The sequence below is a fragment of the Lacticaseibacillus zeae DSM 20178 = KCTC 3804 genome, assembly GCF_000260435.1.
In the GTDB taxonomy this organism is placed as follows: Bacteria; Bacillota; Bacilli; order Lactobacillales; family Lactobacillaceae; genus Lacticaseibacillus; species Lacticaseibacillus zeae.
In genome coordinates, this window is sequence record NZ_BACQ01000072.1 from 1 (window position 1) to 5,361 (window position 5,361).

General features: G+C 41.1%; 7 protein-coding genes and 2 pseudogenes. 4 read left to right on the forward strand and 5 right to left on the reverse strand.

Annotated features, from left to right (window positions below):
• Positions 1–66: 66 nt before the first annotated feature.
• From GSO_RS13900 to amaP, 4 genes are read right to left on the reverse strand one after another with little or no spacing between them, the layout of a single operon-like run.
• Positions 67–315, reverse strand: coding sequence for a GlsB/YeaQ/YmgE family stress response membrane protein (locus GSO_RS13900; protein ID WP_003596526.1), 249 nt, complete (start codon positions 313–315; stop codon positions 67–69).
• Between the two features lie 14 nt (positions 316–329).
• Entirely contained in the window at positions 330–872 is a 543-nt protein-coding gene (locus GSO_RS13905) for an Asp23/Gls24 family envelope stress response protein (RefSeq protein ID WP_003606266.1), read from the reverse strand.
• Positions 873–899: 27 nt separating this feature from the next.
• Positions 900–1,085, reverse strand: coding sequence for a DUF2273 domain-containing protein (locus GSO_RS13910; protein ID WP_003596522.1), 186 nt, complete (start codon positions 1,083–1,085; stop codon positions 900–902).
• A gap of 11 nt (positions 1,086–1,096) precedes the next feature.
• A complete protein-coding gene (gene amaP, locus GSO_RS13915) occupies positions 1,097–1,657 on the reverse strand; it encodes an alkaline shock response membrane anchor protein AmaP (RefSeq protein WP_010493334.1) in 561 nt (186 codons plus the stop codon).
• A 198-nt stretch (positions 1,658–1,855) separates the two neighbouring features.
• Between amaP and GSO_RS13920 the strand changes: the two genes are divergently transcribed.
• The 4 genes and pseudogenes from GSO_RS13920 to GSO_RS13935 all read left to right on the forward strand — a co-directional run.
• Positions 1,856–2,443 (forward strand): recombinase family protein, encoded by a 588-nt coding sequence (locus tag GSO_RS13920; RefSeq protein ID WP_010493335.1) that lies wholly within the window; start codon positions 1,856–1,858, stop codon positions 2,441–2,443.
• A 168-nt stretch (positions 2,444–2,611) separates the two neighbouring features.
• Positions 2,612–3,940 (forward strand): annotated as a pseudogene (locus GSO_RS16110) (glycoside-pentoside-hexuronide (GPH):cation symporter).
• A 200-nt stretch (positions 3,941–4,140) separates the two neighbouring features.
• Positions 4,141–4,698: a hypothetical protein gene (locus GSO_RS13930; protein WP_003567312.1), complete on the forward strand. Its 558-nt coding sequence runs from the start codon at positions 4,141–4,143 to the stop codon at positions 4,696–4,698.
• 277 nt (positions 4,699–4,975) lie between these two features.
• A pseudogene (locus tag GSO_RS13935) lies at positions 4,976–5,215 on the forward strand (hypothetical protein); the annotation flags it as partial.
• Between the two features lie 4 nt (positions 5,216–5,219).
• Here the strand turns inward: GSO_RS13935 and GSO_RS17240 are convergent.
• A partial coding sequence (locus GSO_RS17240; RefSeq protein WP_155807539.1) for a transposase occupies positions 5,220–5,361 on the reverse strand: 142 nt, incomplete at its 5' end.

The following is a 5,361-nucleotide window of genomic DNA, read 5'->3' on the forward strand; positions in this document are numbered from 1 at the left end:
CTTCCCCAATAACAACCATGGATTCATTTAAAAGATTGTTAAAAAGTTTAACATATAGGGAAAAATTTATCTTGTGCTACGACTTAAAAAGAAAGAAACTACTGCTACAACAACTATTGCGCCTATAATTGACGGAATAATGGCCATACCAGCTAACGAAGGGCCCCAAGTGCCAAGGAGACCTTGGCCAATCCACGCACCGATTAAACCAGCTACGATGTTTGCAATCCAGCCCATAGCAGCACCACGGTTAGTGATTGCGCCAGCAATGGCACCAATGATTGCCCCGACGATTAATGACCAAATAAGTCCCATATTTACTCACTCCCTTAGTTAACACGACTAGATTGATTGTCAGACGTTACTTTATCAACGCTGTCACCTAATGTTTCCTTCGATTTCTTTGCGCCCTTAATGACGGCTTCCTTCGTTTTGTCTGTGGCATCGCTCACGCGATCTTGCAGAGAAGTCGAATCTTTTTCATATTGCTCCTTTGTCTTGATATCAACAACATTCACATTTACCTCAATTACTTCTAATTCGGTCATATTCTTTACTTCCCGAACGATAACATTTTTGATCTTGTCATACAGTTTAGAAATATCAATGCCGTATTCAGCAACAATGTCGAGATCCACTGCAACCTGCTTTTTTCCAACCTCTACATCAATTCCTGATGTGACATCTGAAGTATTAACTAATTTTCCAGCAACATTTGCGAAAAAACCGCCATCTACGGTTAATAAGCCATCTACTTCAGAAAGTGCGATACCAATGATCTTTTGAATAACCTTATCATCAAATGTTAAATTGCCTTTAACACCAGACTTTTCGTTAGTTGTTGTTTTCTCACTTGGCGTTCCATTCTGCATAATTTTTCCTCCTTATAATTCAAACAGTTATTTAAAAACATTTGTTAAGATACCAGTTTTTTGAATATAATAACCCGCGGTAATCCCGATTGCCATAAAAATCAAAACAAAAAGCGTCTTGAAAAATCCAAAAGTGATGATAAGGACCGCTAAGAGCAATCCCATAATTCCACCAATTAGTGGCCAAAAATAGGCTTTAATGAGTTCGGTCACGTTATCACCTCCTAGACAACTCGAGATTGGTGCACATTAGCGTCCAACTCATTAAAATCAACGAGTCTGATTTTAATTTTTTTCTGTTCAGAAATTCCAAGACAAATACGCAAATCTTTTTTTAATTGATTAAGAAAATTTGCAGTCTGTTTCTTGGCATTGACTGAATTTAGTAGATCACCCGATATTTTAAGTGTGATCCCTTTTCGTGATAACTTAGCTGATACCTTGGGGTTGCCAATAAAGGGTTCATGTTGAAGTGCTGAAAGAGCAAAATGTTCAATAGCTTTCTTACTGATGGTCACTTGACCATCAGACTTTTGATGAAGATATAATGATTGTGACCGTGGCCAAAAAAGTGTGATAAGCAAAAAAATAATTAACAGTACCGCCAGAATTACTCCACTCCAAAAAAGGTATATCGGTTCGTACTGCTCCAACCAACCAAGCTTTAATGACATGGGTGTACTAGTACCAATGACCGTTGACCAATTTTTAAAGACAAGAACTATGGATAAAGGAAATGCAAAGATAATAACAACTACTATTAATGCCTTAAATATAAATCGCAAATCATCACCACCTTTACCATAATTATAGCACGACAGGTAGTGATGATGGAATTATATGCACTTATAAGAAACCAATTAAAATTTTTGTTTGACTAAATCAATCTGGCCATTAGAGTATACCCTAGTGGCCGTTTTTATTTCTGTTCTATACTAGGAATTACAAGTGTTCATTAGAACTGTCCAAAAGGAGAATTGGAAATGGCTAAAATCGGTTATGCGCGTGTGAGTTCCAAGGAGCAACATTTAGATCGACAGTTAGCGGCTTTAAAAGACATTGATAAATTATTTACGGATAAATTAAGTGGGGCTAACACTAATCGGCCAGAACTGCAAAAAATGCTGGCCTATATTCGTGAGGGTGATATTGTAATGGTCACTGAATTAGATCGCTTAGGCAGAAACAACCATGATTTGACTAAGATCATGAACTCCATTCAAAATAAGGGTGCCACCCTAGATGTGTTGAATTTACCGTCCATGACAGGGATTGCTGACCCAAATTTACGTCAACTGATGACCAACTTGATTATTGAACTCTATAAGTATCAGGCCGAAAGTGAACGTAAGCGAATCATTGAGCGCCAGCAACAAGGGATTGCCTTAGCTAAGCAGCAGGGTAAATATCATGGGCGCAAACCCCAATATGCCAAAGATGATCCCCGTTTGCAACATGCTTTTAAGCTTTATCGAGCTGGCATGAGTGACATTGATGTGTCCCGAAATACAGGTATTAAACGGACGACCTTTATTCGATACCGTGTGAAATACGGTATTAAAAGAAAATAGGGCCCCCTTTTGGTTAGCACATGTTAACTGAAAGGGGGCCCTATTTTCTTTACTTAAAAGTTGTCTCAGGAATCAGCTTACATCCAAATTGTGTAGAATCTATATCATGAGAACTAATTTTAGAGTACGATAAAGTTGATTAACAATTTCGCTAAAGGCGATGATGGGATGAAAAGCACGACGAAATGGGTAACACGGTGGCCCGAACGAATTAGTTACGGCTTAAGTGATGCCGCCGATAATTTAGTCTTTCAAATGATGACGACCTATTTGCTATTCTTTTACACGGATGTTTATGGACTGACACCAAGCGCGGTGGCCATTTTATTTGTCGTGGCGCGGGTAGCTGACGTTGTTGAAAGTTTTGTCATCGGGATCATGATTGATCACACACATTCACGGTTTGGCAAGAGCCGACCGTTCTTCCTCTGGTATTCGTTACCTTACGTTATTTTTGCGGTTCTCACCTTTGTGACGCCTAACTTTTCGTATAATGGTAAATTAATCTGCGCATATGTGACGTATTTAGGCCTTGGATTTCTGTATACGGCTGTTAATCTGCCAATCACGTCAATCTTACCAACGATGTCGCAGAATACTCGTGAGTTGACGTTGTTGGGTGTCATTCGTCAATTCTTTGGCAGTTCGGTTCAAATTGTGGTGGCGGTATTCACATTACCCTTGGTTGCGTTCTTCGGCCACGGTAATCAGCAAAAAGGGTTCTTGGGCACAATCATCGTGTTTAGCCTGATTTCATTTCTTTTGATTATCAACACGTTTGTCCATGTTCGCGAACGGTTCGCGAATCCTGAAATTGCCCATCAACCGTTAACAACTGTCCTAAAAATGTTGAAACATAATCAGCCATGGATCGTTATGTCAATCGTGATTCTCATGTACTGGCTGGTGACGGCAATTAAGAATCAGACAACCATTTACTATTTTAAATATACGGTGGGAAACGAAAATCTGGTACCACTAGCTAACAGTTTTACCCTGGCAGCGTTAATCGGGGTATTGCTGATCATTCGAATTACCGAGGTTCGCAGTAAGAAGCAAACGATGCTTCGCGGTATTTTAATGGCGCTGGTTGGTCAAGCCGTGATTGCGGTTGGGGTTTATACCAAAATACTGTGGTTCTTGTTTGGCGGTGTCTTGATTAACTCGATTGGCAATGGGATCATTATCGGCCTCGTCTGAATCATGATTGCTGACACAATCCGTTATGGTGCCAGCATGGGGATCCAAGCCGAGGGAATTCTGGCTTCAACGGATGACTTTGGCGTTAACGTCGGCCTTGGTGTTGGCGGCTTGATTACAGCTGGTTTGTTTCACTTTTCGGGTTACGTTGCCAATCGAACCCAGAATGCCGCAACTCTCACCATGATTAATTTGAATTATGTTTGGATTCCGTTGGTTATTTATGTGGGGATGTATTTTGTATTGCGGCTTTATGATGAGGGGCGGATTGAAAGAGCAATAGAAGCAAGAAAATAAGTCCGAATTATATTCTAAATAATAGTTTTTGATTTGCTAACTAACACCGGTGCGGTGTGATATTATTACCTTTTTGCGCCAACGGTTATTGCAATTGGCCAAATAATCTTGCAACCTCACTTTTGAAATGCAATAGATTGTGAGTCGTTCCAGTTAGCACTATACTGAAACTGAGTCTAAATCTAAAAGGAGTGGTTTGCATGGCTGAAAAGTATACAGCAGAAATCGTGCCATTGAACGCTGAGAAGATTGGCACCGCGCCGCACGGTGCCGCGACGTTCACGATTGATGGTGCGCAAATGAAGATTCATATCGATATGTTTGATACACCTGCTAATGTGCAGCATTGGGAACATTTCCACGGATTCCCGGATGGTAAGCCAGCAGAAATCGCCACAGCGGCACAAGATGCTAACGGTGACGGTTTCGTTGATCTGCCAGAAACAGAACCGGTTTCCGGTACAACGATGGTGCCATTTGACGCTGAACCGGCCAAGATGCATGTGCCAAATGACAGTTACCCAGTGGCTGATGCAGAAGGTCACTATGCTTATGACAAACTCGTTGATCTGAAGGAATTGCAGACAGCGTTTAAAGCCGCTTTTGGCAGTGACGATTTGCAGCTCGATAAAAGGGTCATTTATATTCATGGTGTGCCGGATACCTTGAAGCTACCGGCTACTGTTCAAGGAACTGTCATGAACTACGATGCCCACGTTACTTTACCAATTGCAGTTGGGAAAATCATCAAAGCTTAAACTAATTAGTTGAATAAATAACCTATAAGTAGTATTGGAACTTACTGGCAATACGCCGGCTGTTTCAAGGTTGCTTTTGGGTTTGAAGACCTTATTTACCTATAAATAGAGCTTTTTACATTATATGTACAGATTAATACCTATAATGTCAATAAGTATGCACTGTTAAAAATATCTTGTTAAATAACGAACATTATCATTCCTTTGCGCGGGGTCAACTTGTTAAGCTGATGTTGGAAGAAGAGAGACGCCGGAAACAATGGAAGGAGGCGCACAGATGCCTAAGAAGTTGATCAATATCGTCATGTTGGCGATGTTGATGCTGACCCAGGTCGGCAGCGCCGTTGTCCCTGTAGCCGACAACGGTGAGACAAACATCACCGAACATGACCGTGCGGCGCCAAAATCCGATCCATCCTCACACCAGAACGATGCGAGCGGACAAGCGGCAATTAGCCAAGACACAATTGAGTCTGACAAGAAACAGACAAGTGCAGCAATGAGCAGTTCTGAGAACCTGTCTAGTATCTTTTAAGAACTATCTTCAGGAAGGCCAATACAACCATTTGAAGACTGCTGTTAAGGGCGCGTTCACAGTTTTTCCAAAGTCGCCGACATTTGTCTAGCCAACTCCATGAACGTTCAATGATCCATCGTTGGGGT

Excerpts from the sequence above, each read along its gene's own strand:
- GSO_RS13900 (WP_003596526.1), bottom strand. The coding sequence starts at position 315 with ATGGGACTTATTTGGTCATTAATCGTCGGGGCAATCATTGGTGCCATT.
- GSO_RS13905 (WP_003606266.1), bottom strand. The coding sequence starts at position 872 with ATGCAGAATGGAACGCCAAGTGAGAAAACAACAACTAACGAAAAGTCT.
- GSO_RS13920 (WP_010493335.1), top strand. The coding sequence starts at position 1,856 with ATGGCTAAAATCGGTTATGCGCGTGTGAGTTCCAAGGAGCAACATTTA.
- GSO_RS13930 (WP_003567312.1), top strand. The coding sequence starts at position 4,141 with ATGGCTGAAAAGTATACAGCAGAAATCGTGCCATTGAACGCTGAGAAG.